This window comes from Streptomyces sp. NPDC056486, assembly GCF_042795295.1.
Classification (GTDB): Bacteria; Actinomycetota; Actinomycetes; order Streptomycetales; family Streptomycetaceae; genus Streptomyces.
Genome location: NZ_JBHTSF010000064.1, coordinates 24,777 through 51,352, shown reverse-complemented (window position 1 = coordinate 51,352; position 26,576 = coordinate 24,777). Strand labels below are relative to the sequence as shown.

Sequence of the window (26,576 nt, the reverse complement as noted above, 5' to 3'; positions counted from 1 at the left end):
CAGCCAGACCCCCGCTCCTCAAACGCCGGAGGGCTGAATTCTCAGCCCGTCCGGCGATTGAGGACGAACTCGGCGGAGCCGGTGATGACGGTACGCACAAGGCACAGGGCCCCCGCGCCGAGCGGGTTTGTGGGAAGGGGCGGGGTTGGGGAATGAATCAGTTCGCCTGAACCCGCACCCGGATTTCCCCATCAGGCCCCGCCAGGAAAACCGGCGTCCCGGCCCCGCCAAGGTCCCGCACAGCGGCAAGGTCCTCGGCAGACAGCGCCTCCTCGGCGGAGACGACCGCCGCTGCTTCCAGGGACTCCGCGCCGGAGGCGACAGCCATCGCGACGGCGGTACGCAGAGCGGAGAGCTTCAGGGAGTCGAGCGACACCGTCCCGGCGACATACGTACGCCCCGTCTCGTCCCGCACAGCGGCCCCCTCGGCCACCCCGTTCCGCGCCCGCGCCGAACGAGCCAGCGTAACGATCTTCCGGTCCTCAGCATCAAGCGCGTCAAGCGCGGCACTCTCGGTCATACGCCGAGCATACGGAGCAGAGAGAGCTACATGGCCATCGGGGCCACGGGATACATGGACCCCCGGCGTCCCTCGGGCGACGCGAGCCACTCCAGTTTCGCCGCCGTATCCGCCTCCGCCAACGGCGTGTGCAGCACGATCGTCAGGTCGGGCCGCGCCGGCACCCGCAACGCCGTCGACTCGACGTGCAACGCCCCCACCAGCGGATGGATGAGCTCCTTGTGGACGACCCCCGCGGGCCGCACATCCCGCCGCTCCCACAGTTCGGTGAACTCCTCGCCCGCCGACTCCCGCAGCTCGGCGAGGACCGCCTGGAACCCCTCGTCGTCCGGCGTCTCGGAGCACGACGCACGGAACTGCGCGACGACGTTCTCCGCGTTGGTCCGCCAACTCACGCTCCGGGAGCGGTAGATGGGGTCGGTGAAGAAGTCCACGAGGCAGTTCTGGGTGATCTCGGGGCGCATCCCGAAGACCATCCCGGCCGCGTCGTTGTACATGACGCAGTTGTAGTAGCGGTCCATGATGTGCGCCGGGTACGGCATCCATGTGTCGATCAGGCGCTGCAGCCCCTCGCACATGTCCCGGTCGGCCTGCTCGACCTCGGGCGCGGGCGGATTGAGCCCGGCGAGCACGTACAGATGCCGCCGCTCGGCGCTCGACAGCTTCAGGACGCGCCCCACGGAGTCCAGGACCTGCGGCGACACCGAGATGTCGCGGCCCTGCTCGAGCCACTGGTACCAGGAAGCGCCGACCCCTGCGAGCACGGCGACCTCCTCGCGGCGCAGCCCCGGCGTACGCCGCCGCGCCCCGCCGTCCGGCAGCCCCGCCTCCGCCGGGCTGACCCGGGCGCGGCGGCTCATCAGGAACTCGCGCAGTTCACCGAGCCTCCGTGCCTTGGACGCGTCCTGCGGCACCCTCGCCACTGCCTCACTCGTCCCCGCCATGCGCAGTCCCCCCTGCCTGGTGTTCCGACCACCAGCATAAGTTCTGGCTCCCCACGGCTATTCCTGACGCCCGAAGCTCATCTCATGGCGATCGACACCACCACTCCCCCGTCCACCAAGGCCACGGCCCCCACCACGCAGCCCCATGCGGACCAGGCCCCCAAGCTCTCCTCCCGCGACAAGCTCGTCCTCTTCGTGCTCTGCGCCGCCCAGTTCATGGTCGCGCTCGACTTCTCCGTGCTTAACGTGGCGCTGCCCGTGCTCGGCGCCGACCTGGGCATGAGCCAGTCCGCGCTGCAGTGGGCGGTGACCGCGTTCGCCCTTCCCTCCGGTGGCTTCCTGCTGCTCTTCGGCCGCACCGGCGACCTGTTCGGGCGGCGCAAGCTGTTCCTCGGCGGCCTCGCCCTGTTCGGCCTCGCCTCGGTGCTCGCGACCTTCGCCTGGGACCCGGCGTCGTTCCTCGCCGGGCGCGCGCTGCAGGGCGTGGGCGCGGCGGCCATCGTGCCGACCGGCATGTCGCTGCTCACCACCACGTTCCCCGAAGGCCCCCAGCGGGACCGGGCGCTGGGGATATCCGGCACGCTGCTCTCGCTCGGCTTCACGGTCGGCATGGTGCTCGGCGGCGTACTGACCGACACGCTCGGCTGGCGCTCCACGATGGGCCTGCTGACCCTCTTCGTGCTGATCGTGCTGCCGCTCGCCCCGGGCCTCCTGCCCGAGTCCCGCACCCCGGACCGCCCCCGCCTCGACATCCCCGGCGCGGTCACGGTCACCGGTGGTCTGCTCGCCCTGATCTACGCGCTCTCCACGGCCGCCGAACGCGGCTTCGGCGGCACGGACGTCATCGTCACGCTGATCACCGGCATCCTGCTGCTCGCGGCCTTCGGATACATCGAGTCGCGCGCCGCGTCCCCCCTCGTCTCGCTGCCGATGCTGCGGCGGCGGACGGTCGCATGGGGCAATCTCGGCGGCCTCGTCACCTTCTCGATGATGTCGGCGGTCATCTTCGCCCTCACGCTCTACCTCCAGGAAGTCCTGAAGCTCTCCGCCTTCCAGACGGGTCTCGTCTTCGGCGTGCAGGGCGTGCTCTCGGTGGTCTCCGGTATCTACGCGCCCAAGGTCATCAGCCGCTTCGGAGCGCGCCGCACCCTCGCCGTATCGCTCCTGGGTCAGGGCCTGTTCATCGCGTCGCTGCTCGGCATCGACGACGGCACCGGCTCCGTCTGGCTCGCCACGGCGGGCGTATCGGTGGCGAGCATGTTCCACCTGGGCGCGATCATCTCGTACGGCGTGACCGTCACGTCGGGTGTCCCGGACGAGGAGCAGGGCCTGGCCACGGGCCTGGTGACGTCCACGCAGCAGGTGGGCATCACGATCGGCATCCCCCTCCTGGGGGTCCTCGCGACCACGAGCACGGATCTCCTGGCCGGGACGCGGACGGTCCTCCTGATCGACGCGGCCGTGGTGCTCGTGGCGGCGGCCCTGGTCACGGTGGGCCTGCGCACCCGACGTAACGCCTAGGTCCTCGTCACGCCTAGGGCCGGTCGAGCCGCAGTCGTACCGCCTTCGGAAGACCCGCGACCACCAGGTCGTACGAGTCCTCGACAAGCTCCCGGACCTGCTGGTCCGGGAGCTTCGCGTCGACCGTCACGGTGTTCCAGTGCCGCTTGTTCATGTGCCACCCCGGCGCGATCTCCGGGTGCGCGGCCCGCAGCTGGACCGCGATCTCAGGCTCGCACTTCAGGTTCACGGTCAGCGGCTTCGCGTCCAGCGAGCTGAGCGCGAACATCTTCCCGGCGACCTTGAACACCGAGGCGTCGGGGCCGAACGGAAACTCCTCGACCACGTCGTTGAAGGACAAGCAGAACGCGCGCAGTTCCTGCGGCTTCACGCCGACGTCTCCTTCTCCGCGCCCTCGGGCGCGACCGGCTCCACGAGCACCGTCACGATCTTGTTCCGCCGCCCCGCCGCGGACTCCGCGGTGAGCCGCAGCTGTCGGCCGTCCGGCAGCGGCACAAGGGCCGACGCGTCGGCGATCGGCACCCGGCCGAGCGCCTTGGCGAGCAGGCCGCCCACGGTCTCGACGTCCTCGTCGTCGAACTCGTCGAGCCCGAAGAGCTCGCCGAGGTCACCGATGTCCAGGCGCGCGGTGACGCGGTAGCAGCCGTCGTCGAGCTCTTCGACGGGCGGCAGTTCACGGTCGTACTCGTCGGTGATCTCGCCGACGATCTCTTCGAGGATGTCCTCGATGGTGACGATCCCGGCCGTGCCGCCGTACTCGTCGATGACGACGGCGACGTGATTGCGCTCCTGCTGCATCTCGCGCAGCAGGTCCCCCGCGTTCTTCGTGTCGGGCACGAACGTCGCCGGGCGCATCGCCGTCGACACCAGGTCCGACTCGCTGTCGCGGTTGATGTGCGTCTTGCGGGCGAGGTCCTTCAGATACACCATGCCGACGACGTCGTCCTCGCTCTCGCCCGTCACCGGGATGCGGGAGAAGCCGGAGCGCAGGGCGAGGGTGAGCGCCTGGCGGATCGTCTTGAAGCGCTCGATGGCGACCAAGTCCGTGCGGGGCACCATGACTTCGCGTACGAGGGTGTCGCCGAGCTCGAAGACGGAGTGCACCATGCGGCGCTCGTCGTCCTCGATGAGGGATTCCTTCTCCGCGAGGTCGACCATCGCGCGCAGCTCGGCCTCGGAGGCGAACGGGCCGCGCCTGAAGCCCTTTCCGGGCGTGAGCGCGTTGCCGATGAGGATCAGGAGCGGCGGGATCGGGCCCATCACGCGGGCAAGGGGCAGCAGGACGTACGCGGCGGCCGTCGCCGTGTTGAGCGGGTGCTGGCGCCCGATGGTGCGCGGCGAGACGCCCACGGCCACGTACGACACGAGGACCATCACCGCGATGGCGACGGCGAGCGCCTGCCAGGTCTCGGTGAACTCGTTCAGGCAGGCGTACGTCACCAGGGACGCCGCGGCCATCTCGCACGCGACGCGCACGAGCAGCGCCACGTTGAGATAGCGGGTGGGGTCGGCGGCGACCTGCGCGAGCTTCGCGCTGCCGCGCCGCCCGGAGCGGACCGACTCCTCCGCCCGGAAGCTGGAGGTACGGGCGATGCCCGCCTCGGCACAGGCCGCGAGCCAGGCGACGACGACAAGGGCGACGGCGCCCGCGATCAGCTGGAAGCTCATGGCGTCAGGAGACGGTGGGCGCCGGAGACGGCCCGGTCAGGCCGTTCTCGGCGCGCCAGCCGTCGACGATGGCCGCCTGGAGGCCGAACATCTCGGCCTTCTCGTCCGGCTCCTCATGGTCGTACCCGAGCAGGTGGAGCACCCCATGGACGGTGAGCAGCTGGAGCTCCTCGTCCATGGAGTGCTCGGTGGGCGATTCCTTGCCCTGCCTGAGGGCGACCTCGGGGCAGAGCACGATGTCGCCGAGGAGGCCCTGCGGGGCCTCCTCCTCGTCCTTGGCGGGCGGACGCAGCTCGTCCATCGGGAAGGACATGACGTCCGTCGGTCCCGGCAGGTCCATCCACTGGACGTGCAGCTGCTCCATGGCGTCGGCGTCCAGCACGATCACCGAGAGTTCGGAGAGCGGGTGGATGCGCATCCGCGCGAGGGCGTAGCGGGCGATGTCGAGGATCGCCTGCTCGTCGACCTCGGTTCCGGATTCGTTGTTGACGTCGATCGACATGGTGCGGCTTCCGCTACTTCCCGTTTTTCTTGTTCTGCTGACTGTCGTCGTACTTCTCGTACGCGTCGACGATACGGCCGACCAGCTTGTGCCGTACGACATCGTGGGACGTGAGCCGCGAGAAGTGCACGTCGTCGATGCCCTCCAGGATGTCCTGGACCTGCCGCAGACCCGACTTGGTGCCGTTCGGCAGGTCGACCTGGGTGACGTCGCCCGTGATCACGATCTTCGACTCGAAGCCGAGGCGCGTGAGGAACATCTTCATCTGCTCGACGCTGGTGTTCTGCGCCTCGTCGAGAATGATGAACGCGTCATTGAGAGTTCTACCCCTCATGTACGCCAGCGGGGCGACCTCGATGGTCCCCGCGGCCATCAGGCGCGGGATCGAGTCGGGGTCGAGCATGTCGTGCAGCGCGTCGTACAACGGCCGGAGATACGGGTCGATCTTCTCGTAGAGCGTGCCCGGCAGGAAGCCGAGCCGCTCGCCGGCCTCGACGGCGGGGCGGGTCAGGATGATGCGGTTGACCTGATGGGCCTGGAGCGCCTGCACGGCCTTGGCCATGGCGAGGTACGTCTTGCCGGTGCCCGCGGGGCCGATGCCGAACACGATGGTGTTCTTGTCGATGGCGTCGACATAGCGCTTCTGGTTGAGCGTCTTGGGGCGGATCGTGCGGCCGCGGGACGAGAGGATGTTCTGCGTGAGGACCTCGGCCGGGGTCTCCGGACCGTCGCCCTCTCCCGCCTCGTCCGCCCTGAGCATGGCGATCGAGCGTTCCACTGCGTCCTCCGTCATCGGCTGACCGGTGCGGAGCACCAGCATCATCTGATCGAACAAACGCTGGATGAGGGTGACTTCATGGGCGTCACCGACAGCGCTGATCTCATTGCCCCGGACATGGATGTCGGCCGCCGGGAAGGCCTTCTCGATCACGCGCAACAGGGCGTCTCCGGAACCGAGCACCGTCACCATCGGGTGGTTCGCCGGGACGGTGAAGTGTGCTCGTGACTGGCCCTGGGCAGGGGTACGAGCTGTGGGTGTCTGAGTCATGGGCCGGCACTATGGCCTGCTCATCCTCCTCATGCGGGGCTTGGTGGCCGCTCGACAGCCTTGCACTGACAAGAGTACGACGCCCCACTGTCACCGCCGTAGGGCTTTTCCACTCCGGTGACGCACAGCTGTACGACCTGTTACGCCGACCTGAACCCGATGGTGGGCACAGCCCGCCGCAGCGGCCACGGACGGGTGGCCTCCGGAAGCAATCCCTCCAGGAACCCGTACCGCCGCAGCGCCACCGGGTCCTGGTCGTCGACCTCCCGCACGGTCCGCCACCACGTGGCGACCTCCGCCCAGCCCGGCGCCGAGAGGGACCCCCCGAACTCCTGCACCGAGAGCGCCGCCGTGAGCCCCGCGAAGGCTAGCCGGTCCGCGAGGGGCCACCCGGCGAGGGTGCCGGTCACGAAGCCCGCCACGAAGACATCACCGGCCCCCGTCGGATCGAGCGCCTCCACCGCGATGGCCGGAACCTCGGCGGTCTCGCCGGTCCTGCCGTCCACCGCGTACGCCCCTTCCGCACCCAGCGTCACCACAGCGAGCGGTACGTGCTCGGTCAGTGCACGGGCGGCGGCGCGGGGGCACTGGGTCCGGGTGTAGCGCATGGCCTCTTCCGCGTTCGGCAGGAAGGCCTCGCAGTGCTCCAGGTCGGCGAGGCCCGCCAGATCCCAGCGCCCGGTGTCGTCCCATCCGACGTCGGCGAAGATCCGCGTGCCCGTGCGCGCGGCCTCGGCGATCCATGGCGCGCGTGTGCCGGGCGTCAGGGAGGCGACGGCGGCACGCGCGCGTGGCGGGCAATCCGGGGCGCCGCCGTCCGGCGAATCGGCGTCGGGGGGCGGCTCGTGCCCGTGGCTGACCATGGTCCGCTCGCCCTCGTACGCCATGGAGACGGTCACCGGGGAGTGCCAGCCGGGCACGGTGCGCGACGTCTGGAGGTCGATGCCCTCGCCCTGTTCGAGCGCGTCCCAGCAGTACTCCCCGTAGTGGTCGTCCCCGAAGGCCGCCGCGAGCGAGGTGCGCAGGCCGAGCCGCGAGAGCGCGGTCGCCATATTGGCGACGCCTCCTGGGCTCGACCCCATCCCGCGCGCCCAGGACTCCGTGCCGCGTACGGGCGCGGAGTCGAGTCCGGTGAAGATGATGTCGAGGAAAACCGTCCCGGTGAGGAAGACGTCACAGAGCGGATCGCCTGCTCTGCGACTTGCCTTGAGCGGGTCGATGCTGGGTTTGAGAGGTACGACCATGCAGGAAACGTAACGGACGAAGCTGATGGGGGCGGCGCTTACGGGCGTGGCCCGCAGGGAGCCAACGCCGGACGAGCTGGAAATTCAGCCCGTCCGGCGCTTGTCCTCGCCCTACTCGCCGAGCTCCGCCTCAACGAGATCGGCGGCCCGAGCCGTCCCTCCTTCGGCCCGCACCTCGGCCTTGAGCCGGGCGGCCCGAAGCGCGACGTCGGGGTCGGAGGTCAGCTCGAGGAGAGCAGTCCGCAGCGCGTCCGGCGTCGCATCGGCGGTGTCGATCCTGCGCGCGACGCCCAGCTCCACGAGCCGGTCCGCGTTGAGAGGCTGCTCGGCGCTCTGGGGCACCACGATCATCGGCACTCCGCTGAACAGCCCCTCACTGCTGCTGCCCATGCCCGCGTGCGTGACGAACGCGTCGGCCTGCTCCAGGATCGCCAACTGCGGCACCCACGAACGCACTTCCACATTCGCCGGCACATCCCCGAGCTCCGCGGGATCCACGTGCTTGCCGATCTGCAGCACCACGTGCCACCCCGCGAGCCCGCCGAAAGCGGCCACGCAGTTGCGGTAGAAGTCGGGCTGCTGGGTGAACGCGGAGCCGAGCGACACGAGCAGCACCTTCTCGGCGCCATCGGGCCGCTGCCAGCTCCCCTGCCCCGACCGGTCCCCGAAGCAGGGCCCGACGAAGTCGACCCGCTTCGGATCGACCCGGTCGGCGGACAGTTGCATGGCCCGGGGGATCATCGCGACGGCACGGTCTGGCGTCCCCGAGAAGGTGCCGACGTCCAGGGTCGTGGCGCCGTTCCCCGCGAGCCACTCCCCGAACCGCGCCTCAAGGTCGAGGGCCCCGGGAAGCTGCCGGATCTGCGCCCCGACCTCCTCCTGGTAGCCCTCCCAGGCCACAAAGGTGGGCGACAGCTGCACGAACGGCCGCTGCTGCCCTTCGGCAAGGGCACGGGCGACGTACGCGCCGATGTCGTACAGATACAGGTCGGCGGGGTCGTCGTCGTAGAACGAGCGCAATTGCGGGAGCACCGCCATCGCGTCGTCCAGAAACAGACCGCTGGCGGCGATCCCGTCCTCGGGCCAGATGTTGTCCTTGAACGGCAACGTCGAGACGCACGGGACGAGTTCGGCGCCGGTGGGCTCGATCAGCTCGCGGGTCGCCGGGTCGTTCGCGTACGTCACCCGGTGGCCGCGCGCCACCAGCTCGCGGATGATCTCCAGGCCGGGCAGCACGTGGCTGACCATCGGCACACCGACCATGGCGATATGGGCACGGCGACGGGACGGTCGAGGATTCATGAGATGGGTTCCTTCGTGTGGTTCGACTGCTACGGAAGAGGACACGACGGCCCGGCGCAGCCGCTGATCAGCGGGGCGCTCGGGCCTATGACGGCGTGTCAGCCGTAGAGCTGAACCATGGAATCCATGAGCGGACCATAACTCCGCCCCGACGATCAGTCGAACGAATATTCCGCGACCTCGGCGAGGTACCGGGTGCGCAGCGCCTCGTCCTCCGCGCTCCCGTCGAGGAAGGACGCCTCGAAGGAGTTGCGGGCGAGCTTGCGCAGCCGCTCCTGGTCGAGCCCGAGGGCTTCCCGTACGGCGTGGAAGGTGTCGTCGACATAGCCGCCGAAGTACGCCGGGTCGTCGGAGTTGACCGTGCACAGCAGCCCGGCGTCCATCATCCGCGCCAACGGATGCTCTTCGAGTACGTCGATGGCGCGCAGCCTGACGTTGGACAGCGGGCAGAGCGTGAGCGGAATCCGCTCACGCACGAGGCGCTCCACGAGCTCCGGGTCCTCGACACACCGCAGCCCGTGGTCGATGCGCTCGACACCGAGCACGTCCAAGGCCTCCGTGATGTACGCGGGCGGACCTTCCTCGCCCGCGTGGGCGACCCGGCGCAGGCCGAGCGCGGCGGCGGCCTCGTACACCTCACGGAACTTGGCGGGCGGGTGCCCGACCTCGGCGGAGTCGAGGCCGACGCCGATGATCCGGTGCAGATGGGGCCTCGCGGCCTCCAGCGTCTCCAGAGCCGATTCGCCCGACTGGTCGCGGAGGAAACACATGATGAGCCGGGTCGAGATCCCGTGCCGCTCCTCGCTGCGTTCCAGGGCGCGCCCGAGCCCCTCGATCACGGTGCCGATACCGACGCCGCGCACCATGTGTGCCTGCGGGTCGAAGAAGATCTCGGCGTGCCGCACGCCCTGCTGAGCGGCGCGCGCCAGATAGGCGTCGGCAAGCTCTTCGAAGTCGTCCTCGGTGAGCAGCACGGCCATCAGCCCGTAGTACAGATCAAGAAAGGACTGCAGGTCGTCGAAGAGATAGGCCTTGCGCAGCTCTTCGGTGTCCGCGTACGGCAGGGTGACGCCGTTGCGGGCGGCGAGGGCGAAGGCCAGCTCGGGTTCGAGCGTCCCCTCGATGTGGAGGTGGAGTTCGGCTTTGGGAAGGGGCATGACGGCGGCTCACTCAGGTGGTTCGTTTGGGCAGAGGTACACGCAACAGGTCTTGTGCGACGGTGAGTTCACCGTCGAATCCCGCATCCCGGGCCTGCTGCTCGAAAACGCCGGGGTCGGGGTAGCGCTGGCTGAAGTGGGTCAGTACGAGATGCCGCACACCGGACTGCACGGCGACCCGGGCGGCCTGCCCCACGGTCAAGTGCCCGTGATCGAGGGCAAGCTGCTCGTCCTCGTTCAGGAAGGTGGACTCGATGACGAGCATGTCGCAGCCGTCGGCAAGGGCGTGGACGCCGTCGCACAGCCGGGTGTCCATCACAAAGGCGAACCGCTGTCCCCGCCGGACCACGCTCACCTCGTCGAGTGTGATGCCCCGCAGCACACCGTCGCGCTGTAGGCGGCCCACGTCGGGTCCGGAGATGCCGCGCTCGGCGAGCAGCTCGGGGATGATCCGCCGCCCGTCGGGTTCGGTGACCCGATAGCCGAAGGACTCGACGGGGTGTGAGAGCTTGACGGCGTCGAGCGCGTAGGAGGGAGCGACGGCCAACGGCCCATCTCCCGCGACGGGTTCGACGACGAGCTGGACGGTCTCGCGATAGGCGGTGGAGTACCGCAGCCGGTCGAAGAAGTGCTGACCGGAGCGCGGGAAGTGCACGGTCACGTCGTGCGGGACCCGGTCCAGGTTGATCCGCTGGATGACGCCGGGCAGGCCAAGCGAGTGGTCACCGTGGAAGTGCGTGACACAGATCCGGTGCAGATCGTGCGCGGCGACCCCGGCACGCAGCATCTGCCGCTGCGTGCCCTCGCCGGGGTCGAAGAGGATGCCCTGGCCGTCCCAGAGCAGGACGTAACCGTTGTGGTTGCGGTGCCGGGTGGGGACCTGGCTTGCGGTGCCCAGGACCACGAGTTCACGTACGGACAAGGCGAGTTTTCCCGTTATCCCGGAGGCCACTGCAGGCCGCGTCCGCCGAGGACGTGGGCGTGCGCGTGGAAGACGGTCTGGCCCGCGCCGGCGCCGGTGTTGAAGACGATGCGGTAACTCTCCGCCTTCTCCTCGGCGGCGACCTCGCCGGCCTCGCGCAGGACGTCGGCGGCGATGGCGGGTTCGGCGGCGGCGAGGGTGGCGGCGTCAGGGTAGTGCGCCTTGGGGATGACCAGTACGTGGGTGGGGGCCTGCGGGTTGATGTCCCGGAAGGCGACGGTCGTGGCCGTCTCCCTCACGAGGGTCGCGGGTACGTCACCTGCGACGATCTTGCAGAACAGGCAGTCTGCCTGCGGTTCTCCCGCCATTGTTGCGCCTCCGCTTCTCACTGATTCACTATGCCCCCGCATGCTATCCGGGCTGCGCCCACGCCCGGCCCCTCCCCTCAGCCCCCGGCACCCCTTCCTCCCCGAACAGACCTCTCCCACCCACCCGCCCGATCACCCCGCATCCACTCCCTGACGAACAAGCTCTCCCGCCCACCCGCCCGATTACCCCGCGGTGCCAAAGGGTGGGGGATGGCACGGGCGGGGGCGGGTGCGATCGGTGCGGACGGGGTGGGGGGCGCGTACAGCAGGTGGGGGTGGGCGGGCGACCTGCACAGCGGGGGCGGGTGCGATCGGTGCGGACGGGGTGGGGGGCGCGTACAGCAGGTGGGAGTGGGCGGGCGACCTGCACAGGCGGGGGCGGGTGCGATCGGTGCGGACGGGGTGGGGGGCGCGTACAGCAGGTGGGGGTGGGCGGGCGACCTGCACAGGCGGGGGCGGTGCCGACGGTGAGCGCGGCGCGGGGCCGCACGTACAGCAGCGCGGCTGGGTGGGTGATCTGCACAGTAGGGGCACCCGGGCCGCAGCGATTCGTGCAGGCGAAGGCCGGGGCGGTGGACGGCGGCTGGGGCGCGACCTGCCCCAGCCACACGCGGCCAGCCCCTACCCGCCCGCAGTCGGCCGCGCACGCGAGGGGACGTGTCGGTATGTCTGCCCGGAGCACGGTACTCAGCGCTCCCCCAGCCGAAGCGGGCAACGACCAGTAGCGGATAGCGAGGACGGACATACCGGCGCGGCCCCGCCCCCACAGACGGACCCGCACCGCAGTACCCGCACCCGCCCCCGGCGAGAACCCGCACCCCACCTCAGACCCCCGGCAGCTCCGGTGCCGTCTTGGGCGGCGTAGCCGATAGCGCGGCAAGCGCCAGGCGGATCGCCTCGTCCAGTTGCGGGTCCCGGCCCGCCGCGTAGTCCTCCGGGGTCGTCACCACCTCCACGTCCGGGTCAACCCCGTAGTTCTCGACGCCCCACCCGTACCCCTCCAGCCAGAACGCGTACTTCGGCTGGGTCACCAGCGTCCCGTCCACCAGCCTGTACCGGCTGTCGATCCCGATCACCCCGCCCCACGTCCGCGTTCCCACCACGGGCCCGATCCCAAGGGCCTTGATCGCCGCGTTCACGATGTCCCCGTCGGAACCGGAGAATTCGTTGGCGACGGCAACGACAGGCCCGCGAGGCGCGTCCGCCGGGTAGCTGAAAGGCTGCGCACCCCGCGGCAGGTCCCAGCCCACGATCTTCCGGGCGAGCTTCTCCACCACCAACTGCGACGTGTGCCCGCCACGGTTCTCGCGGACGTCCACCACGAGCCCGTCCCGGGCCACCTCCACCCGCAGGTCCCGGTGGATCTGCGCCCACCCGGGCGCCTGCATGTCCGGCACGTGCAGATACCCGAGCCGTCCGCCGGACCGCTCGTGGACGTACGCACGCCGGTCCACGACCCACGCGTGGTAGCGCAACGGCTCCTCGTCGTCCACAGGGATCACCACCGCGTGGCGCGGATCGCCGCCGCCCGCGGGCGACACCGTCAACTCCACCGGCTTCCCCGCCGTCCCCACCAACAACGGCCCAGGACCCGTCACCGGATCGACCGGCCGCCCCGCGACGGCCAGCAACGCGTCCCCGGCCCGCACGGCGACCCCGGGCGCGGCGAGGGGCGAGCGAGCGGCGGGGTCCGACGTCTCGGAGGGGAGGACCCGGTCGATCCGCCACGCCCCGTCCGCGCCCCGCGAGACATCCGCGCCGAGCAGCCCCTGCCGCACCGCCGGGCTTCCCCAGGCCCCGCCCCCGATGACGTACGCGTGCGATGTCCCCAGCTCTCCGGCGACTTCCCACAACAAGTCCACGAGGTCGTCGTGCGTGGCCACCCGGTCGAGCACCGGACGGTAGCGGTCCAGTACGCCGTCCCAGTCGATCCCGCCCAGGTCGGGCCGCCAGAAGTTGTCCCGCATCAACCGCCCGGCCTCGTCGTACATCTGCCGCCACTCCGCGGCCGGATCGACCGTCTGGCGGACCCGTGTGAGGTCGACGGTGATGTTCGAGTCGGAGCTCTCGTCGCCGGAGGCCCGCCGGTCGCTGGGCACGACCTTCAGCTTCCCGTCGGCCCACAGCAGCACCCGCTTGCCGTCACCGCTGACGGCGAAGTGATCGGCGTCCGACGACAGTTCCTCGATGCGCTGCTGGACGAGGTCGTAGCGTTCGAGCTCGGTCTGCGGGTCGGGGTCCGACGGGGTCGCGCGGGATGCGCCGAGGACGCCCCGCACGGGGTGCCGCAGCCACAGGACGCCGTCCTTGGCGGCCCTCATGGTCGAGTAACGGGCGGCCTCCACCGGGAACGGCACGATGCGGTCCGCGAGCCCGTCCAGGTCGATGCGCGTGACGGGCGAGCCCTCGCTGTCCGGGGTCTCGTCCTTGTCGGGTGCCTCGAAGGGGCGTCCGTGCCGCTGCGGCCCGAAGGGAGAGGGCGTAGTAGCCGCCAGCGTGATCAAATACGGCCGCGATCCGCCGACGAAGGCGAGGTCGAAGACGTGCTCGTCGTAGACGGGGTCGAAGGCCCGCGCGGACAGGAACGCCAAGTGCTTGCCGTCGAGGGTGAACGCGGGCGCGTAGTCGCGGAAGCGCAGCGGCGTCGCCTCGGACACGGAGAGGTCGGCCGTGTTCGCCAGCTTCAGCTGCCGCAGCGGCCGCGGCCCGGGATGCGACCACGCGAGCCAGGCCGAGTCCGGCGAGAAGACGAGCCCGCCGGCATCCCCGTGCTCACCGCGGTCGACCTCCCGCACCTCCCCGCTCTCCCGCTCCACGAGCAGCACCCGCCCGTCGTGCGAGGCGACGGCGGCCCTGCTGCCGTCGGGCGCCATGGCGAGCCCGAGCACCCTGCCCAGCTGGCCTGCGGCGATCCTGCGCGGCGTCGCCCCCGGTGAGAGCCCCGTGGCGGGCGCGAACTGGAGCGCGTCGTCGCCCTCCGCGTCCGTCACCCAGACGACGTGTTCCTCGCCGTCGACGCGGAACGTCCGCGGCAGCCGCGCCCGCACCCCGTGCTCGACGGCGAGCGCGCGGGCGGGCCCCTCCCGGTGGGTCACCCAGTGCACGCCGCCGCGCACGGAGACGGCGCTGCCCCGCCCCGTGTGGTCGGGGGCTGCGGCGCCGAACCAGCGCGCCGCGCTCACGGGGAACGGCTGGAGGTCGGTGCGCTGGCCGCCGAGGCGGATGTCGACGCGGCGCGGCTCGGCGTCCACCAGGTCGTCGAGGAGCCAGAGTTCACCCGCCGACGCGTAGACGACCCGCGTGCCGTCGGTAGCCGCGTGCCGGGCGTAGAAGCCGTCGATACCGGTGTGCCGCCGCAGATCGGAGCCATCGGCCAGCGAGGAGTAGACGGCGCCGACACCCTCGTGGTCGGAGAGGAAGGCGATCCGTCCCCGAGCTCTCGGCTCCGCTTGAGCAGGGGAGGCCCCAATCCCCACCCACAGCGGGTACTCGATGTTCCCGTCGAGCTCTTCATGGACGCGTACGAAGCGGGCCTCGCCACCCGCGCCGACATCGCCCGCGGCCCCGCTCCGGATCCAGAGCTTGCCCGCCGTGCCGCCGCGGTACCGCTTCCACCAGGCGGCCTCGCGCCCCATCGGCGCGGAGAGCAGCAGGACCTGGCCGTCCCGCGGGCCGTGCGCGACATCGCCCACGATGCCGTACGGCAGGGTGTCCGCAGGGCCGCCGTCCAGCGGTACGGCCCGCGCCCAACTGCGGCGCAGCGAGGCCTGGCCGTACGTGCTGACCGCGAGGACCTGTCCGCCCGGAGTCCAGCCCCGCACCGACGTACGCGAACTCCCCCAGTACGTGAGCCGCTTGGAGGAGCCGCCGTCGACCGGCGCGACATGCACCTCGGGGGCACCGTCACGGGTGGACGTCCAGGCGACGGTCGTCCCGTCCGGGGAGATGCGGGGGTGGTTCACGGGCATGTTGTCGGCGCTGACGCGCCACGCCCGACCACCGTCGAGAGGCGCGACCCAGACGTCGTCCTCAGCCGTGAAGGCGACCAACTCGCCGCGCAGATGCGGAAACCGGAGATACGCAGAGTGCCCAGTCAGTGTCACAAAGCCAGCCTAGGCAGCCGCGGCGGACCCGGGCAGCGTTTTGGATCTCTTGCCTGCACACGAGGTCAAGTCGGCATGGATCATTTGCCCTTGAAGCACGAGCATGTCGGATCGGGCGTCTGTGCCGGTGGATCGGGCGTGGCGGTCACCGTGACGGTCGCTGCGGGCGGCTGATCCGGCTGGTCGCCGCCGTGGTCACCACCGTTGTCGTCGCCGTTGTCACTCCCGTTGTCGTCGCCGCCGTCGTCCCAGCCGCCGTTGCCGCCTCCGTTGTCGCCGTTGTCGCTCCCGTCGTCACCTCCGGAGCAGTCGCCGAGGACGTCGACGCGGAACCACACCTTGTCCTCGACCTTGGCGGTCAGGCTCCCGCGCACACAGTGCCCGTCGACGACGGACCACACCGTGCCCCTGACGGTGATGTCGCTGGTGTCGTCGGAGCCTTTGCCGTCCCCGTCCCTGGCCTGCCCCTGGCAGTCCACCGTGACGTCGCGGTTCTCCTCCGGATCTTCGCTGGACGGTGTGACCCTGTCCTTGTAGCGGGCGGTGCAGCTGAGCCACAGCACGTCGAGATGCTGCCGCTCCAGCTCCTTCGTCGCCTTCTCGTCGGTGGTGACGGCGACGGCAGCGGTGTTCGTGCCCCCGTCGACGGGATCGCACGCGGCGACCCCGATCACTGCCGCCCCCGCGAACCCGACGGCGTACAGCACCCGTCGGCGGCGTCCGCGTACGGCCACCGCACGATCACGTATGCGCCTCAATGCCCCCATAGGCGGCAGAGTGCCAGTGCGGGCGGCCTGACGATAGTCGCCTTTGCGTCCACTCCGGAGGCCGTGAAACGTGCGAACCCCCCGGAAAAGAACGTGCCGGGCGCTCGCCCCGCCCGTAGCCTCCCCCGCATGAGAAAGGACCGCAGACTCCGCCGCCTGGTGGTCGACGACCGCACCACCTACCTGTGGTCGTTCCGGCACCGCCACGACAGCGCCGCAGGCACGGGCGGCGCGGACTGCCGTCACGTCCTGACCCTGTACCGCGAGGGCAGCCGATTCCGCACGGCGATCGTCTTCAGGGAAGGGCCCGGGCGCATCATCTCCGAGGGCCACTGGGAGCACGGTTCGCTCGTGGACATGGGCGAGGATGGTGCCGACCGGAAGTGGCTCAACCTTTACGAGCCCGGAGCCGTCCGCCTGCTCGTCGACGAGGCGGCGGCGCGCGGACTGCTGCCGCGAGGCGCCGACGGATCATCGCGGGATCTTGACGGATGGACCTTGTTCGACGGCGCCCTCAACCGCGAAGCAGCAGCCACTCCTGCAACTCCACCAGGTTCCCCTCCGGGTCCTTGAGATGGGCCACCCGCATGCGGTCCGTCAGCGGCGCGGGGCCCTGGGCGATGGTTCCGCCGCGCTCGACGATCCCCGCGCAGTACGCGTCGAGGTCGTCGACTCGCAGCACCACGAGTGAGCGGTGGCCGGTCGCCGACTCCTCAAGCTCGTCGAGGATCCGGGCCATCATCGAGCGGTCCTGGAGCGCGATCCCGGCGGAGCCGGTCGCCGGGCTGAATTTCTCGTACGGTCCCCCCACCGCCCCCGACTGCGGCTTGAGGCCGAGGATGTCGGCGTAGAAGTGATAGCAGGCGCTGAAGTCCGATACGAGCAGCCGCACTTGGGCCAGTTCCACGACAACCCCCTTACCCGGCGCGGGGGTTCAGGACCAGCGGCCCGTGCGTCCCAGGAGCAGTGCGGCCGCCGCCGTCCCCGCGGTCGACGTACGCAACACGCTACGCCCCAGGCGGTACGGCTTGGCGCCCGCTCCCGCGAACGCCGCGAGCTCGTCCGGAGAGACACCGCCCTCGGGGCCGACCACCAGGACGATGTGCCCGGCTGCCGGAAGATCCGCCGTGGCGAGGGGTTCGCTGCCCTCCTCGTGCAGGACGGCGGCGAAGTCGGCCGTGGCGAGCAGCGCCGCAACCTGCTTGGTCGACGCGGCCTCCGCGACCTCGGGGAAGCGCACCCGGCGGGACTGCTTGCCCGCCTCGCGCGCCGTGGCGCGCCACTTGCCGAGCGCCTTGAGCCCGCGCTCGCCCTTCCACTGCGTGATGCAGCGGGACGCCGACCAGGGCACGACCCTGTCGACGCCGGTCTCCGTCATGGTCTCGACGGCGACTTCGCCGCGATCACCCTTCGGCAGCGCCTGCACGACGGTGATCCGGGGCTCCTGGGGCGCCTCCTCCTGCACGGAGTCCATGCGCAGGATCAGCCGGTCCTTGCCCTCGGTGTCCAGGACCACGCAGTCGGCCCAGCGCCCCGCCCCGTCGGTCAGGACGACGTCCTCACCGGCGTGCAGCCGCTTCACCGATACGGCATGACGCCCTTCGGGACCATCGAGTACGTAGCGTCCGTCGCCGCCCGCGACAGTGTTCTCGAAGGTCTCGACCACGAAGACGGGCGCGGTCACGCCTGGCCTCCGGGCTTGCTTCCCTGCGGCCCTCCGGACGCCAACGCGGCCTTCGCGTCGGCCAGTTCGGCCGCGAGGACCTCCACGAGCTGCCCGGCCCCGAGCTCCCGCGCCATGCGGTGCCCCTGCCCGGCCCAGAGCGCCATGCCCTGCGCGTCACCGGCCTTGGCGGCGGCCTTGCGCAGGCCGCTGGTGAGGTGGTGTATCTGGGGGTAGGCGGCGGGGGCGTAACGGCCGTGCTCGCGCATGAAGCGGTTGACCAGGCCCCGCGCGGGGCGGCCGGAGAAGGCGCGGGTCAGTTCGGTGCGGGTGAACAGCGGGTTGGTCATGGCCTGCTTGTGCAGGACGTTCGCGCCCGACTCGGGGCAGACCAGGAAGGCCGTGCCGAGCTGCGCCGCGTCGGCGCCCGCCGCGAGCACCGCGGCGATCTGCGAGCCGCGCATCAGTCCGCCTGCCGCGACGATCGGGATCTGCACGGTGTCGCGCACCTGCGCGATGAGCGAGAGGAGGCCGAGCCCGGCGCCGTCCGTCTCGGGGTTGTCGCGGTGCGTGCCCTGGTGGCCGCCCGCCTCGATGCCCTGCACACACACGGCGTCGGCGCCGGACCACTGGGCGGTCTGTGCCTCTTCGGGCGTGGTGACGGTGGCGACGGTGATCGTGCCGACCCTCGCGAAGGAGTCGAAGACGTCGCGGGTGGGGCACCCGAAGGTGAACGACACCAGCGGCACCGGGTCCTCCAGGAGGATCGCGAGCTTGGCGTCGTAGCCGTCGTCCCGGCCGCTGTCCGGGTCGCCGAGCTGCGTCTCGTACCAGGTGGCCTCACCGGCGAGCTGGTTGCGGTAGACGTCGATGGCGGCGGCATCGGCGTACTCGGGCTGCGGCATGAAGAGATTCACGCCGAACGGCCGGCTCGTGAGTCCCCGCAACTGTTTGATCTCCTGGTACATCCCGTCGGCGGTTTTGTACCCGGCGGCGAGATATCCGAGCCCCCCGGCCTCGGAAACGGCCGCGGCGAGCTGGGGGCACGAAGCGCCGCCCGCCATAGGGGCCTGCACGATCGGAAGGCGGCAGAGATCGGTCAGTGCGGAGGACATGAACGCATCGTGCCATGCCCCGGGCAACCGTCCGAATCGCGCCTTGCAAGGGCCCCGTCAGGGGCGCGGGGAACGGCGCGAGCAACCACGTACGGCCCCCGGCCGAAGACGGCAAATGCCCCCGGCGCGGGGATCCGCAACCGGGGGCACAAGGAAGACACCGCTCAAGGCGCTACCGCCCGTTGAACGCATCCTTCAACCGCGAGAACAAGCCCTGCTGCCCCGGCTGGAACTGCCCCGTGGGCCGCTCCTCGCCCCGCAGCACCGCGAGCTCCCGAAGGACCCGCTCCTGCTCCACGTCCAGCTTGGTCGGCGTGAGGACCTCGACGTGCACGATGAGGTCACCTCGCCCGCCGCCCCGCAGGTGCGTGATGCCCCTGCCGTGCAGCGGAACCGACTGACCGGACTGCGTGCCCGGCCGGATGTCGACCTCTTCCAGGCCGTCCAGCGTCTCAAGAGGCACCTTGGTGCCCAGAGCCGCGGCCGTCATCGGAATAGTGACCGTGCAGTGCAGGTCGTCCCCGCGCCGCTGGAACACGGCGTGCGGCAGCTCGTGGATCTCCACGTACAGGTCACCGGCGGGGCCGCCGCCGGGGCCGACCTCGCCCTCACCCGCGAGCTGGATCCGCGTGCCGTTGTCGACACCGGCGGGGATCTTCACGGTGAGCGTCCGCCGCGACCGGATGCGGCCGTCGCCGGCGCACTCCGGGCACGGGGTGGGCACGACCGTGCCGAATCCCTGGCACTGCGGGCACGGCCGCGAGGTCATGACCTGACCGAGGAAGGACCGCGTGACCTGCGACACCTCACCGCGACCGCGGCACATGTCACACGTCTGAGCGGATGTCCCCGGCGCGGCACCTTCACCGCTGCAGCTCGTACAGACGACCGCAGTGTCGACCTGTATGTCCTTGGTGGTCCCGAAGGCCGCCTCGTCCAGGTCGATCTCGAGCCGGATCATGGCGTCCTGGCCACGGCGCGTGCGCGACCGGGGGCCACGCTGCGACGCCGTCCCGAAGAACGCGTCCATGATGTCCGAGAAGTTGCCGAAGCCACCGGCTCCGAAACCGCCCGCACCGCCGCCGCCCGCCTGGGACAGCGGGTCACCGCCGAGGTCGTAGACCTGCTTCTTCTGCGGGTCCGACAACACCTCGTACGCGGCGTTGATCTCTTTGAAGCGCTCCTGAGTCTTCGGATCCGGATTCACGTCCGGGTGAAGCTCTCGCGCAAGCCTCCGGAAGGCCTTCTTGATTTCGTCCTGGGAAGCGTCGCGGCGCACGCCTAGTACGGCGTAGTAGTCCGTGGCCACTTACGACTCCGCCAGGATCTGTCCGACGTAACGTGCCACTGCGCGTACTGCTCCCATCGTTCCCGGATAGTCCATGCGGGTCGGGCCGACCACGCCGAGTTTGGCTACTGCCTCGCTGCCCGAACCGTAGCCGACGGAGACCACTGAAGTAGAGCTGAGTCCCTCATGGGCGTTCTCATGACCGATCCGTACGGTCATGCCCGAATCTGTGGCCTCGCCAAGCAACTTGAGCAGGACGACCTGCTCCTCAAGGGCCTCTAGTACGGGCCTGATGGTGAGGGGAAAGTCATGTCCGAAGCGGGTGAGATTGGCCGTTCCGCCGATCATCAGCCGTTCCTCGGTCTCTTCGACGAGGGTTTCGAGGAGCGTGGAGAGCACCGTCGCCACCGTGCCCCTGTCCTCCGCGTCGAAGGACTCCGTCATGTCCTGCACCAGCTGCGGCACGTCCGCGAAGCGACGGCCCGCGACCCTGCTGTTGAGCCGCGCCCGCAGATCCGCGAGCGAGGTCTCACCGAACGGGGCGGGGCAGTCGATCATGCGCTGCTCGACCCGGCCCGTGTCCGTGATCAGGACGAGCATCAGGCGGGCGGGAGCAAGCGAGAGCAGCTCCACGTGCCGCACCGTCGACCGGGTGAGCGACGGATACTGCACGACCGCGACCTGCCGGGTCAGCTGCGCGAGCAGCCGCACCGTGCGCGCCACGACGTCGTCGAGGTCGACGGCGCCGTCGAGGAAGTTCTGGATGGCCCTGCGCTCCGGCGCCGCCATCGGCTTGACGCCCGCGAGCCGGTCGACGAAGAGGCGGTACCCCTTGTCCGTCGGGATGCGCCCCGCACTCGTATGAGGCTGGGCGATGAACCCTTCCTCCTCGAGCGCCGCCATGTCGTTGCGGACGGTGGCCGGGGAGACCCCGAGGCTGTGCCGCTCGGTGAGCGCCTTGGAGCCGACGGGCTCCTCGGTGCCGACATAGTCGTGGACGATGGCGCGCAGCACTTCGAGCCTGCGTTCATTGAGCATCCGCGCACACCTCCACCTTTTTGCCCTGATACCTCTGTGTCCTGCGGCCCGCCTGGCACTCCCCTTGGGCGAGTGCCAGCCATTACCGCGCCCAGTGTACGGCCGTGAGGTACGACCCCGGCAAGGGCCGGACCCTCTATGTCGGTTCGACGGGCGGGGCAGCGGGCGGGGCAGCGGCTGCCAAGGCGCCCGTACAGGGCTAGCGTCGGCTTATGGACGTGGCACTGGCATGGGACGAGGCGGGCTGGGAGCGGCTCGCGCCGCACGTGGGGCGGCGGCGCCTCCCGGTCTGGGACTGTACTGCGGGCCTGGTGGTCGGCGGCGAATCGGCGCTGATGATCGAGGCGGGGGCGACCTTGCGCGAGGGGGCGGAGCTGCGCACGCAGGCGCGCGGCATCATCGGCGGGGGCCGCCGGGTCACCCATCTCGCCCTGACGCACCCGCACTTCGACCATGTCCTGGGCGCCGCGGCGTTCGCGGGCGTGGAGGTGTACGGCGCGGTGGGCGTCGACACGCTCCTGGCGCGGGGCCGCGACGAACTGCGCGCGTCGGCCGTCCGGCACGGGGTCCCGCCGGACGCCGCCGCGGAGGCCGCCGACCTGATCGTCCGGCCGCACCACTCGGTGTGCGGGGAGTGGACGCTCGACCTGGGGGGCGGGGTGCAGGTCCTGCTCGCGAACGTCGGCCCGGGCCACACGGGCCACGATCTGGCGGTCCTGGTCCCCGGCACGGACAGCTCTCCGGAGATCGTCTTCTGCGGAGATCTGGTCGAGGAGTCGGGCGAACCGCAGGCGGGCGACGACGCCGTACCGCAGCGGTGGCCCGCGGCGCTCGACCGGCTCCTCGACCTGGGCGGGGATGACGCGCTGTACGTGCCGGGGCACGGCGCGGTGGTGGATGCGGCTTTTGTCCGCGCGCAACGCGCCACACTGGCGGCCCGCTTCGGCGTGTCGTAGCCGGTCGTACGCCCTTTCTCTTATCGTCATGCGAATGCGCAAGTACTCCGCGGACCTGACTCCCCCCTGGAAGAAGCCGAAGCCCGTGCCGGAGGTCGCCGCCGACGCGGACCTCGTGGTGGAGGAGCTGAGCACCGGCTTCTGCGGAGCGGTGATCCGCTGCGAGAAGACGGCGGAGGGTCCGACGGTGACCCTGGAGGACCGCTTCGGCAAGCAGCGGGTCTTCCCGATGACTCCCGCGGGCTTCGACCTGGAGGGCCGGACGGTCACCCTCGTCCGCCCGTCCGCGGCTGCTCCTCGCGTACGTCCCACACGTACCGCATCCGGTTCGGTGGCCGTTCCGGGAGCGCGGGCCCGGGTCGCCCGTGCCGGTCGGATCTACGTCGAGGGTCGGCACGACGCGGAGCTCGTCGAGCGGGTGTGGGGCGACGACCTGCGGATCGAGGGCGTGGTCGTCGAGTACCTGGAGGGCATCGACGACCTCCCGGCGATCGTCAAGGAGTTCTCCCCCGGCCCCGACGCACGCCTCGGCGTCCTGGTGGACCACTTGGTGCCCGGCTCCAAGGAGTCGCGGATCGCGGCGGAGGTGAGTTCTTCATCGGCGCTGGTGGTGGGGCACCCCTATATCGACGTGTGGGAGGCGGTGAAGCCGTCGTCGGTGGGGATCGAGGCGTGGCCCCGGGTCCCGCGCGGCCAGGACTGGAAGACGGGCGTCTGCGAGGCGCTCGGCTGGCCCCTGAACACGGGGGCCGCGTGGCAACGGATCCTGGGCTCGGTGCGCAGCTACCGGGATCTGGAGCCGGCGCTCCTTGGCCGCGTGGAGGAACTGATCGACTTCGTCACGGGGACGGAGGGCTAGCCCGCCGCGGGCCGTGGTTCCGCCCTCGCACTGCACCACCGCTGCGCGGCGGATCTTTCCCGCCCACCCACCCGATTACCCCGCACTCCGGCGTTTGAGGGCCGGGGTATGGGGCGGAGCCCCTCCGCGGCGGAGCCGCTAATAGATACAGCCGGGAAGGGGCGGGGTTGGGGAAAGCCCCGCAGGGGCCGCCCGAACCGTCAGTCCACCAGGTCCCGCACCACCGCATCCGCCAGCAACCGCCCCCGCAGCGTCAGCACCGCACGCCCTTCCTCGTAGGGCCCGGCCTCAAGGAGCCCGTCCGCCAAAGCGCGCCCCGCAGCAACAAGCCCCGCAGGATGCAGCAAGGTCAACGGGCACCCTTCGAGCAGCCGCAGCTCAAGAAGGATCCGCTCCACCCGCCGGTCCTCCGCGGCGAGGATCTCCCGCCCGGCCCCCGGCGAGCGCCCAGCGGCAAGCGCCCCCGCATAAGCCCCGGGATGCTTCACGTTCCACCACCGCACGCCCCCCACATGGCTGTGGGCCCCCGGCCCGGCCCCCCACCAGTCGGCCCCCCGCCAGTACAACTCGTTGTGCAGGCAGCGCCCTGCCTCGGACGTGGCCCAGTTGGACACCTCGTACCAGGAGAATCCCGCGCCCCCGAGGACCTCGTCGGCGATCAGATACCGGTCCGCGTGGACGTCGTCGTCCGTCATCGGCACCTCCCCGCGCCGAATCCGCCGCGCCAGCTGCGTGCCCTCCTCGACGATCAGCGCGTAGGCGCTGACGTGGTCGGGTCCGGCGCCGATCGCCGCGTCGAGGGTGGTCCGCCAGTCGTCGTCCGTCTCTCCGGGTGTGCCGTAGATGAGGTCCAGGTTGACGTGCTCGAAGCCCGCAGCCCGCGCCTCCGCCACGCAGGCCTCGGGCCGCCCGGGCGTGTGCGTACGGTCGAGCACCTTCAGTACGTGCTGCTTCGCGCTCTGCATCCCGAAGGAGACGCGGTTGAATCCCCCGGCCCGCAGCTCGCTCAGGTACGCCGGGTCGACGGACTCCGGGTTCGCCTCGGTGGTGATCTCCGCGTCGTCCGCGAGCCCGAACTCCTCCCGCACGGCCCCCAGCATGCGGACGAGGTCGGATGCGGCGAGCAGCGTCGGCGTACCACCCCCGACGAAGACGGTCTGTACGGGGCGCGGGTCGTCGCCCAGGGTCTTGCGCGCGAGCCGCACCTCGTCGATCAGGGTGTCCGCGTAGTTGTCGCGTGAGGCGAGCACGCCGCCGGAGCCGCGCAGCTCGGTCGCGGTGTAGGTGTTGAAGTCGCAGTAGCCGCAGCGCGTGGCGCAGTACGGGACGTGGAGGTAGAAGCCGAGCGGACGGGCCTCCGCTCCCTGCAGGGCGGACGCGGGCAGCGCGCCGTCCTCGGGCATGGGCTCACCATCAGGCAGTGCGGAAGGCATACCTTCGATTGTCCCGCACCGCCGAGCAAGCCGACGCCGCACACAGATCCGCTCCTGCCAAAGCCGACTCCCAGCCGCACAAAACAGCCCGCCCGACGCGCCGCGCGGCAAGATCACTGCGCCTGCAACACCAGCACCGCCATATCGTCATCCAACGGCTTCTCCGAGAACTCGTGCACCAGCCTCTTGATCCGTTCCGCCACCAGGGCCGCGTCAAGGCCCTCGCAGCTCGCGAACGCCGTGGCGAGACCGTCGTCGTCGTCGAACATCTGGCGGCCGGCCCGGCGCTCCGTCACCCCGTCCGTGACGCAGAGCAGTGTGTCGCCTGTCCACAGCTCGAACGTTTCACTGACATATTTCGCCTCCTCGACAACCCCGAGCAGCAGCTGGGGCGCGGCCGCGGCCTGGACCGTGCCGTCCGGGGAGAGGAGGAGCGGCAGCGGATGTCCGGCGCTCGCCACCGTGCAGCGGACGCCGCCGCCGTCCATGGGCACCAGCTCGCCGTAGAGCAGGGAGAGGAAACGGGATGTGGCTCCGTCGGGCGGCACGCTCTGGCCGCCCGCGACCGCGACCACCGCCGCCGCCGCGTCCGCCGCCTCCGTCGCGTCGTCGAGGAGCAGCTGGTTGAGGCGGTCGAGGACCTCAGCGACCTTGTACCCCTCGCGGGCGAGCAGCCGCAGCCACGGCCGGGCGAGGCCGATCACGACGGCCGCCTCGACGCCCTTGCCCTGTACGTCGCCGAGCGCGAAGCACCAGCGGTCCTTGCCCGCCTGGAACACGTCGTAGAAGTCGCCGCCGGGGCCGCCCTTGTCCCGCGGCTCGTACACCACGCCGCTGTGCATCCCGGGGATGTCCGCGACGGAGCTCGGCAGCAGGCCGCGCTGCAGGACCTGGCTGATGGTGGCCTGCCGCTGGTAGCGGCGTGCCGCGCTGATGGCGAGCGCGACGCGGCGGCTGAAGTCCTCGATGAGGCCCGTGACTTCGTCGGCGAAGCGCATCTCCCCGGCCCGCCCGATGACGAGCGTGCCCAGCGAACCACCGCCCGCCATGAGCCGGTAGGCCAGGGCGGTGCCGGGCGCCTCACCGACCGGCCCCTCACCGGGCGACACCTCGCCGGGCCACGGCACGGGGACGGCGCCGGATCCCGCCGATTCGGGCAGCCGGGGCGGGTCCTTCTCCAGGCTGCGGCGCAGTTCCTCTATGCGCTGCTCGCTGGCGTGCCAGACGCGGGCGAGCCGCGTGCCCGTACCGCCGCCCGCCTCGCCGCGCGGCGCGGCATCCGATTCGTCGTCGAGCCACACCGCGCACCAGTCCGCGAGCCGCGGCACGAGCAGCTGCCCGGCGAGTGCGGCCACCAGTTCCTCGTCGAACTGCCCGGCGAGCAGATCGGACGCCTCGGCGAGGAAGGTGAGCGCGCCGCGGTTGACCCACTCCGTCTCGTGCGAGACGCGCTTCGGCAGCGGCGCGAGGATCTCCATGCCGCGCAGCCCGCGTTGCATCGCCTGTTCACTGGTGTACGGCTCGGTCTCCTGTACAGCTTGCGCACCTCCGACCGGAAGGCGGGCCCAGACGGTCTTGGTGCCGGTGCGGTAGGTGATGCCCCAGGAGTCGGAGAGGGCGGCGACGAGTCGAAGGCCCCTGCCGTACTCGGGTGTGCCCGCCGACTGTGGCCTGGACTCGCTGCGGACCGCGCGGGCGGGGTGGTGGTCGGACACCTCGATGACCAGGGTGTCGGTTTCCTCCCCCAGGCCCGCCTCGTCGAGCCGGCACAGCAGCTCGACCGTCGTGCCCGCGTGGACGACGGCGTTCGTGACCAGTTCACTGACCAGCAGCACGGCATCGTCCGCGACACGCTCCGTTATGCCCGCCGCCGCGGGAACGGAGAGCTCGGTCCAGTCGGCGAGGGCCGCACGCACGAACCTGCGCGCGGCGGCGGGCGCCAACGGGTTTCCGGGCAGCGATGTGCACACCACCGCCGGCGGGCCTGGCTGCTGGCCAGGCTGGGCGTACGCACGGAAAACGGTCTCCCGTTGCATCGGAATGGACCCCACGTTTCGGCTCCTGAGCAGTTCGGTCGAATACGCCTCAGGCGACACCGTCAGAGTGACAGACTGGCCATGCCCATAAGCACCGAGTTACCGAAGTGGGCCGCTATGAG

24 protein-coding genes are annotated in these 26,576 nt (G+C 70.8%); 4 read left to right on the top strand and 20 right to left on the bottom strand.

Going from position 1 to position 26,576, the window contains the following annotated elements; genetic code table 11:
- Window positions 1-157 precede the first annotated feature (157 nt).
- Both ACFQ7F_RS24355 and ACFQ7F_RS24350 read right to left on the bottom strand, forming a co-directional pair.
- On the bottom strand, window positions 158-520 hold the full coding sequence (locus ACFQ7F_RS24355; protein WP_383273790.1) for a cytidine deaminase: 363 nt from the start codon (window positions 518-520) through the stop codon (window positions 158-160).
- Window positions 521-546: 26 nt separating this feature from the next.
- Entirely contained in the window at window positions 547-1,464 is a 918-nt protein-coding gene (locus tag ACFQ7F_RS24350; protein WP_383273788.1) for a helix-turn-helix transcriptional regulator, read from the bottom strand.
- 84 nt (window positions 1,465-1,548) lie between these two features.
- Here ACFQ7F_RS24350 and ACFQ7F_RS24345 point away from each other — a divergent pair, with 84 nt between their 5' ends.
- Window positions 1,549-2,985: an MFS transporter gene (locus tag ACFQ7F_RS24345; protein WP_383273786.1), complete on the top strand. Its 1,437-nt coding sequence runs from the start codon at window positions 1,549-1,551 to the stop codon at window positions 2,983-2,985.
- A gap of 13 nt (window positions 2,986-2,998) precedes the next feature.
- Here ACFQ7F_RS24345 and ACFQ7F_RS24340 read toward each other — a convergent pair whose 3' ends face one another.
- The 11 genes from ACFQ7F_RS24340 to ACFQ7F_RS24290 all read right to left on the bottom strand — a co-directional run bounded on the left by ACFQ7F_RS24340 (window position 2,999) and on the right by ACFQ7F_RS24290 (window position 16,066).
- Window positions 2,999-3,355, bottom strand: coding sequence for an MmcQ/YjbR family DNA-binding protein (locus ACFQ7F_RS24340; protein WP_383273784.1), 357 nt, complete (start codon window positions 3,353-3,355; stop codon window positions 2,999-3,001).
- Complete coding sequence (locus ACFQ7F_RS24335; RefSeq protein ID WP_383273782.1) at window positions 3,352-4,653, bottom strand: hemolysin family protein; 1,302 nt, start codon at window positions 4,651-4,653, stop codon at window positions 3,352-3,354. Before ACFQ7F_RS24335 ends, ACFQ7F_RS24340 begins: the two co-directional genes overlap by 4 nt.
- 4 nt (window positions 4,654-4,657) lie before the next feature.
- Window positions 4,658-5,155, bottom strand: coding sequence for an rRNA maturation RNase YbeY (ybeY, locus tag ACFQ7F_RS24330; RefSeq protein WP_383273780.1), 498 nt, complete (start codon window positions 5,153-5,155; stop codon window positions 4,658-4,660).
- 13 nt (window positions 5,156-5,168) lie between these two features.
- Window positions 5,169-6,203 (bottom strand): PhoH family protein, encoded by a 1,035-nt coding sequence (locus ACFQ7F_RS24325; RefSeq protein WP_383273778.1) that lies wholly within the window; start codon window positions 6,201-6,203, stop codon window positions 5,169-5,171.
- Window positions 6,204-6,343: 140 nt separating this feature from the next.
- On the bottom strand, window positions 6,344-7,447 hold the full coding sequence (locus tag ACFQ7F_RS24320; protein WP_383273776.1) for a carbohydrate kinase family protein: 1,104 nt from the start codon (window positions 7,445-7,447) through the stop codon (window positions 6,344-6,346).
- A gap of 111 nt (window positions 7,448-7,558) precedes the next feature.
- Window positions 7,559-8,749 carry a macrolide family glycosyltransferase gene (locus tag ACFQ7F_RS24315; RefSeq protein WP_383273774.1) on the bottom strand — a complete coding sequence of 397 codons (1,191 nt, stop codon included), beginning with the start codon at window positions 8,747-8,749 and terminating at the stop codon, window positions 7,559-7,561.
- A 155-nt stretch (window positions 8,750-8,904) separates the two neighbouring features.
- Entirely contained in the window at window positions 8,905-9,906 is a 1,002-nt protein-coding gene (locus ACFQ7F_RS24310; protein ID WP_383273772.1) for an adenosine deaminase, read from the bottom strand.
- A gap of 13 nt (window positions 9,907-9,919) precedes the next feature.
- Window positions 9,920-10,828 (bottom strand): ribonuclease Z, encoded by a 909-nt coding sequence (locus tag ACFQ7F_RS24305; RefSeq protein WP_383273770.1) that lies wholly within the window; start codon window positions 10,826-10,828, stop codon window positions 9,920-9,922.
- Window positions 10,829-10,842: 14 nt separating this feature from the next.
- Window positions 10,843-11,196, bottom strand: coding sequence for a histidine triad nucleotide-binding protein (locus ACFQ7F_RS24300; RefSeq protein ID WP_383273768.1), 354 nt, complete (start codon window positions 11,194-11,196; stop codon window positions 10,843-10,845).
- A gap of 824 nt (window positions 11,197-12,020) precedes the next feature.
- On the bottom strand, window positions 12,021-15,293 hold the full coding sequence (locus ACFQ7F_RS24295; RefSeq protein WP_383273798.1) for a S41 family peptidase: 3,273 nt from the start codon (window positions 15,291-15,293) through the stop codon (window positions 12,021-12,023).
- Window positions 15,294-15,379: 86 nt separating this feature from the next.
- The gene (locus ACFQ7F_RS24290) at window positions 15,380-16,066 is read right to left on the bottom strand and encodes a hypothetical protein (protein WP_383273766.1); all 687 of its coding nucleotides are present in this window, start codon (window positions 16,064-16,066) and stop codon (window positions 15,380-15,382) included.
- Window positions 16,067-16,195: 129 nt separating this feature from the next.
- Here ACFQ7F_RS24290 and ACFQ7F_RS24285 point away from each other — a divergent pair, with 129 nt between their 5' ends.
- A complete protein-coding gene (locus tag ACFQ7F_RS24285; RefSeq protein WP_383273764.1) occupies window positions 16,196-16,639 on the top strand; it encodes a hypothetical protein in 444 nt (147 codons plus the stop codon).
- Here the strand turns inward: ACFQ7F_RS24285 and ACFQ7F_RS24280 are convergent.
- From ACFQ7F_RS24280 to hrcA, 5 genes are all read right to left on the bottom strand, one after another.
- Window positions 16,581-16,973: a VOC family protein gene (locus ACFQ7F_RS24280; RefSeq protein ID WP_383273762.1), complete on the bottom strand. Its 393-nt coding sequence runs from the start codon at window positions 16,971-16,973 to the stop codon at window positions 16,581-16,583. The two genes, ACFQ7F_RS24285 and ACFQ7F_RS24280, sit on opposite strands and share 59 nt — an antisense overlap.
- A gap of 27 nt (window positions 16,974-17,000) precedes the next feature.
- Window positions 17,001-17,750, bottom strand: a complete 750-nt coding sequence (locus ACFQ7F_RS24275; RefSeq protein WP_383273760.1) for a 16S rRNA (uracil(1498)-N(3))-methyltransferase — start codon at window positions 17,748-17,750, stop codon at window positions 17,001-17,003.
- On the bottom strand, window positions 17,747-18,844 hold the full coding sequence (locus ACFQ7F_RS24270; RefSeq protein ID WP_383273758.1) for a nitronate monooxygenase: 1,098 nt from the start codon (window positions 18,842-18,844) through the stop codon (window positions 17,747-17,749). The genes ACFQ7F_RS24275 and ACFQ7F_RS24270 overlap by 4 nt, the downstream gene beginning before the upstream one ends.
- Window positions 18,845-19,016: 172 nt before the next feature.
- Window positions 19,017-20,153: a molecular chaperone DnaJ gene (dnaJ, locus tag ACFQ7F_RS24265; protein ID WP_383273756.1), complete on the bottom strand. Its 1,137-nt coding sequence runs from the start codon at window positions 20,151-20,153 to the stop codon at window positions 19,017-19,019.
- Window positions 20,154-21,170: a heat-inducible transcriptional repressor HrcA gene (hrcA, locus tag ACFQ7F_RS24260; RefSeq protein WP_249589973.1), complete on the bottom strand. Its 1,017-nt coding sequence runs from the start codon at window positions 21,168-21,170 to the stop codon at window positions 20,154-20,156.
- Window positions 21,171-21,382: 212 nt separating this feature from the next.
- Here hrcA and ACFQ7F_RS24255 point away from each other — a divergent pair, with 212 nt between their 5' ends.
- Together ACFQ7F_RS24255 and ACFQ7F_RS24250 are read left to right on the top strand one after the other, a co-directional pair.
- Window positions 21,383-22,126: an MBL fold metallo-hydrolase gene (locus ACFQ7F_RS24255; protein WP_383273754.1), complete on the top strand. Its 744-nt coding sequence runs from the start codon at window positions 21,383-21,385 to the stop codon at window positions 22,124-22,126.
- 34 nt (window positions 22,127-22,160) lie between these two features.
- Window positions 22,161-22,985 (top strand): DUF3097 domain-containing protein, encoded by an 825-nt coding sequence (locus ACFQ7F_RS24250; protein ID WP_383273752.1) that lies wholly within the window; start codon window positions 22,161-22,163, stop codon window positions 22,983-22,985.
- A gap of 200 nt (window positions 22,986-23,185) precedes the next feature.
- Here the strand turns inward: ACFQ7F_RS24250 and hemW are convergent, their stop codons facing one another.
- Entirely contained in the window at window positions 23,186-24,418 is a 1,233-nt protein-coding gene (hemW, locus tag ACFQ7F_RS24245) for a radical SAM family heme chaperone HemW (protein WP_383273750.1), read from the bottom strand.
- Window positions 24,419-24,531: 113 nt separating this feature from the next.
- Window positions 24,532-26,469, bottom strand: coding sequence for a SpoIIE family protein phosphatase (locus ACFQ7F_RS24240; RefSeq protein WP_383273748.1), 1,938 nt, complete (start codon window positions 26,467-26,469; stop codon window positions 24,532-24,534).
- Between the last annotated feature and the right edge of the window lie 107 nt (window positions 26,470-26,576).

Bases quoted from the DNA above. Each gene is read 5' to 3' on its own strand.
- ACFQ7F_RS24355 (WP_383273790.1), bottom strand. From the start codon at position 520: ATGACCGAGAGTGCCGCGCTTGACGCGCTTGATGCTGAGGACCGGAAG.
- ACFQ7F_RS24350 (WP_383273788.1), bottom strand. From the start codon at position 1,464: ATGGCGGGGACGAGTGAGGCAGTGGCGAGGGTGCCGCAGGACGCGTCC.
- ACFQ7F_RS24345 (WP_383273786.1), top strand. From the start codon at position 1,549: ATGGCGATCGACACCACCACTCCCCCGTCCACCAAGGCCACGGCCCCC.
- ACFQ7F_RS24335 (WP_383273782.1), bottom strand. From the start codon at position 4,653: ATGAGCTTCCAGCTGATCGCGGGCGCCGTCGCCCTTGTCGTCGTCGCC.
- ybeY (WP_383273780.1), bottom strand. From the start codon at position 5,155: ATGTCGATCGACGTCAACAACGAATCCGGAACCGAGGTCGACGAGCAG.
- ACFQ7F_RS24325 (WP_383273778.1), bottom strand. From the start codon at position 6,203: ATGACTCAGACACCCACAGCTCGTACCCCTGCCCAGGGCCAGTCACGA.
- ACFQ7F_RS24320 (WP_383273776.1), bottom strand. From the start codon at position 7,447: ATGGTCGTACCTCTCAAACCCAGCATCGACCCGCTCAAGGCAAGTCGC.
- ACFQ7F_RS24315 (WP_383273774.1), bottom strand. From the start codon at position 8,749: ATGAATCCTCGACCGTCCCGTCGCCGTGCCCATATCGCCATGGTCGGT.
- ACFQ7F_RS24310 (WP_383273772.1), bottom strand. From the start codon at position 9,906: ATGCCCCTTCCCAAAGCCGAACTCCACCTCCACATCGAGGGGACGCTC.
- ACFQ7F_RS24300 (WP_383273768.1), bottom strand. From the start codon at position 11,196: ATGGCGGGAGAACCGCAGGCAGACTGCCTGTTCTGCAAGATCGTCGCA.
- ACFQ7F_RS24290 (WP_383273766.1), bottom strand. From the start codon at position 16,066: ATGGGGGCATTGAGGCGCATACGTGATCGTGCGGTGGCCGTACGCGGA.
- ACFQ7F_RS24285 (WP_383273764.1), top strand. From the start codon at position 16,196: ATGAGAAAGGACCGCAGACTCCGCCGCCTGGTGGTCGACGACCGCACC.
- ACFQ7F_RS24270 (WP_383273758.1), bottom strand. From the start codon at position 18,844: ATGTCCTCCGCACTGACCGATCTCTGCCGCCTTCCGATCGTGCAGGCC.
- hrcA (WP_249589973.1), bottom strand. From the start codon at position 21,170: ATGCTCAATGAACGCAGGCTCGAAGTGCTGCGCGCCATCGTCCACGAC.
- ACFQ7F_RS24255 (WP_383273754.1), top strand. From the start codon at position 21,383: ATGGACGTGGCACTGGCATGGGACGAGGCGGGCTGGGAGCGGCTCGCG.
- ACFQ7F_RS24250 (WP_383273752.1), top strand. From the start codon at position 22,161: ATGCGCAAGTACTCCGCGGACCTGACTCCCCCCTGGAAGAAGCCGAAG.
- hemW (WP_383273750.1), bottom strand. From the start codon at position 24,418: ATGCCTTCCGCACTGCCTGATGGTGAGCCCATGCCCGAGGACGGCGCG.